This window comes from Sphingomonas sp. FUKUSWIS1 (assembly GCF_000733135.1).
Lineage (GTDB): Bacteria > Pseudomonadota > Alphaproteobacteria > Sphingomonadales > Sphingomonadaceae > Sphingomonas > Sphingomonas aerolata.
On the sequence record NZ_JPJC01000060.1, the window covers coordinates 11,340 to 14,678 of the forward strand.

4 protein-coding genes are annotated in these 3,339 nt (G+C 68.9%); all 4 read right to left on the bottom strand.

What is annotated here, in order from left to right; translation table 11 throughout:
• Nucleotides 1-74: 74 nt before the first annotated feature.
• Nucleotides 75-2,252 (bottom strand): TonB-dependent receptor, encoded by a 2,178-nt coding sequence (locus sphsw_RS04940; RefSeq protein WP_031439635.1) that lies wholly within the window; start codon nucleotides 2,250-2,252, stop codon nucleotides 75-77.
• 135 nt (nucleotides 2,253-2,387) lie between these two features.
• Nucleotides 2,388-2,750, bottom strand: a complete 363-nt coding sequence (locus sphsw_RS04945) for a hypothetical protein (protein ID WP_042466593.1) — start codon at nucleotides 2,748-2,750, stop codon at nucleotides 2,388-2,390.
• A gap of 2 nt (nucleotides 2,751-2,752) precedes the next feature.
• The gene (locus tag sphsw_RS04950) at nucleotides 2,753-3,169 is read right to left on the bottom strand and encodes a hypothetical protein (RefSeq protein ID WP_052380848.1); all 417 of its coding nucleotides are present in this window, start codon (nucleotides 3,167-3,169) and stop codon (nucleotides 2,753-2,755) included.
• A gap of 40 nt (nucleotides 3,170-3,209) precedes the next feature.
• On the bottom strand, nucleotides 3,210-3,339 hold a 130-nt coding region (locus sphsw_RS04955), incomplete at its 5' end, for a hydroxyacylglutathione hydrolase C-terminal domain-containing protein (RefSeq protein ID WP_031439638.1).

Sequence of the window (3,339 nt, forward strand, 5' to 3'; positions counted from 1 at the left end):
GGTCCCCCCCAACTGGGCCCCGGCTTTCGCCGGGGTGGTGCTCCCTTTCTGGGGGGTGGGGAGCGGCCCCCCCGTTACAGCCCGAAGCGGAGCGTCGCGCGGATGTCGCGGCCGGCTAGGGGGGCGAAGTCCTTGAGGAAGCTGGCGTGGCGGCGGGCTTCGACGTCGAACAGGTTGTTCGCGCTGAGCAGGATCGAGGTCTTGCTGTCCTTGCCGAACGGGTTGAAGCCCAAGGTCGCGTTGACCATCGTATAGCCGTTGGTGGTCGTCTCGAATGCGGCGATGCGGTCCTGGTCGAAGACGTGCTCGACCTCGAGCCGGCCGTTGACGCGGTCGCCCTGTGCTTCGATCCCGCCGAGCACGCGCATTGGCGGGATGCGGGGGACGGGGCCGTTGTCGACGATCGTCGCGCGGACATAATCGCCGAGCAGGTCGGCGTTGAGGACATAGCCGCCGATCTGCGCGAGCCGGACCGAGGCATTGGCCTCGAACCCGTAATAGCGCGCATCCGCCTGCTGATACTGGAAGCAGGGCAGGTCGACCTCGCGCCCCGACGGATCGGCGGCGGTCTGGCAGACGCTCTGCGCGACCTGGTTCTCCGAGATATAGTTGGAGAAGTCGTTGTAATAGGCCGACGCGTCGAAGCTGAAGCCGTCGCCATGCGCGTGGAGCGTGCCCTCGATGCCCCAGCTCTTCTCGAGCTTGAAATCGGGGCTGCCGAATTCATAGGCCTGGGTGCCGGCATGGCCGCCGTTCGCGAACAGCTCTTCGGCCGACGGCGCGCGCTCGGTATGCGAGAGGTTGATGCCCAAGCGGACCGCGTCGGTCACGCCGTAGGAGGCGCCGAGCGAGCCCGAGACCGCGTCGAAGCTGCGGCTGCCGCGGAAGAAGCGGAGATCGTCGAGCGGGGTCTTGGCGGAGAGCGACGTCGTCTCGTAGCGCAGCCCGCCCTCGGCCCGGAACGCGCCGGCGCTGTATTGCTGCAGCGTGAAGAGGCCGGTCTGGTTGGTCTCGTTGCGCGGCAGGAAGGCTTCGTCGCCGTTCACGTCGAACAGACGGTTGAAATATTGCACGCCCGACGCGCCCTGCCAGCCGCCGCGATTGGCCTGGACGAGCTCGATCCGGCCTTCGGTGCCGTTGTTGAAGAAGGCGGTGCCGACGCCGCCATCGGGTTCGAGCTCGAAATGGCGATAGGTGGCGTGGCCCGCGCGGACGCGGATCTTGTCGAGGAAGCCGCCGCCGGTGTTGATCTCGCCGCGCAGGTCGACGCGGTTCTGGACGACGTCGAGGCGGGGCGCCTCCTGCTCCTGGCCGACCGCGGTCGCATAGCGGATCGGCACGCCGTAGAGGCTGTCATAATGGCTGTACGACACGCCGAGATTGCCGCCATCGGTGATGATCGACGCGCCGACACCCGCGGTCCAGGTCTCGGACTGGGTGTTGGGCAGCTTGCCGCGGAGCGCGGCGGAGCCGGCGAAGTCGATCGGCTCGTCGGTGTCCTGCGGGAGGCCGACCTGGCTGAGCGCGGCGGCGCGCGCCTGCGACGACAGGATGTTGCCGCCGGTGCGCAGATTGCCCGACTTCAGATAGGAGCCGTCGGCGTGGAGGACGAGGTGCTGGCCGACCGCGACGTCACCCGCGGCGCCGCCCGAGCGCTCGTTCGCGGCCGAGCCGTAGGTGGCGATGCCGTTCACGCGGTAGCCGTTTTCGGGGACGGTGCGCGGGATGCGCGTGTCGATGACGTTGACGACGCCGCCGACCGCGGACGAGCCGAACAGCAGCGCGGAGGGGCCGCGCAGCACCTCGATCCGCTCGGCGAGCAGCGGGTCGATGATGACCGCGTGATCGACCGAGGTGTTCGAGACGTCGATCGAGCCGATCCCGTCGGTCAGCACGCGGATGCGCTCGCCCTGGAAGCCGCGCAGGATCGGGCGCGAGGCGCTGGGGCCGAACGAGGTGGCGGACACGCCGGGCTGGCGCGCGAGCGTCTCGCCGATGGTCGGGCGCAGGTTGCGGGTAAGCTCGGCGCCCGAGAGGATCGAGGTGCCCTGGAGGACGTCGGTCTCGCTCTGGCGGACGGGGGCGGTGACGAGGATCTCGGCGGCCGCGCGCGGGGCGGGGGTGCGGGTCGGGGCTGGGGTTGCGGCAGGCGTATCGGCCGGTGCGCCGGTCGGCGTCGTGTCGGTCTGGGCGGTCGCGGCGGTCGCGGCGAAGACCGCCAGCGCGCTGATCCCGATGAAAGTCTTACGCATAGAAACGCTCCTTGAACCCCGGAGCTGCCGCCTAGCGCGAATGATGTATCATATCAAAGCAGATGTTCGCAGCTGCGGAAAATTGGATGGCTGGTTGTTGCCATGATGCAACATATCATCCGGGGCGGCCGGGCGTCAGGGTTTGTCGTAAGGGGTGAAGTCGGTGAAGCGGCAGGAGGGGGAGGGGATCGACAGGCCGGGTTCGATCAGCCGGAACCGGTCGTTGCGACAGAGCTGGCCGCCATAGATGTCGACGATGATCGTCGACAGCGGGCGCAATTGCGGACAGGGGCCGACCGGGCCGGTGCGCCAGACGCGCTTGCCCGACTGGCGATAGAGGATGGTGGTCGCGTCGAGGATCGTCGGGCCCTGGACCAGGCCGATGCCGATGCAGCGGACCGGCGTGCCGGCGATGCGCCCCGCGAGCGGATCGTCGCGGCCGGCGACGAGCGTCAGTGCGAGCGCGGCGAGGGCAGCGATCCGGCCGGAGCGCGGCATCCTCACCGAACCTTCCGATAGGGGACGAATTCCCCGAAGCTGCAGCTGCCGCTGGGGAAGCGGCTGGCGCGGTCGATCGTGTTGGCGATGTCGCCGCGGCAGAGCTGCCCCGAGGGCGTCCGCGTGATCAGGATGTTGCGGTCGAGATCGCCGCACCCGCCATTGGTCTCGGTCCGGTAGATCGTGCCGTTGTTGACGCGGTAGAGGAAGGTCGAGCCGTAGCTGGTCACCTGCTTCTGGCCGAGGGCGTTGAGGCACAGGGTCGGCTCGCCGGGGGTCAGCCCCTTGAGCGCGGTCGCGAGCTTTCGCTGCGTTTCGGTTTCGCGCTGCGCGATCTGCGCCTGTTCGCGCGGGGTCGCCGTACAGGCGGTGGCCGCGATCGTCAGGCAAAGCAGCGATAAGCGTGTCATGATGCGCATGCGGTTTCCTTCGCGCCCCCAAGAGTACAGCATAGCCTATTCAGCCCTTGAACGCATCCTTTGCCGCGCGCCGCTCGCCGAGCTCGGCGGCCGAGGTCGCGCGGAGAAACGGATTGGTCGCGCGTTCGAGCCCGATCGTCGTCGGCACGGTCGCCTCGCCGCGCGCGCGC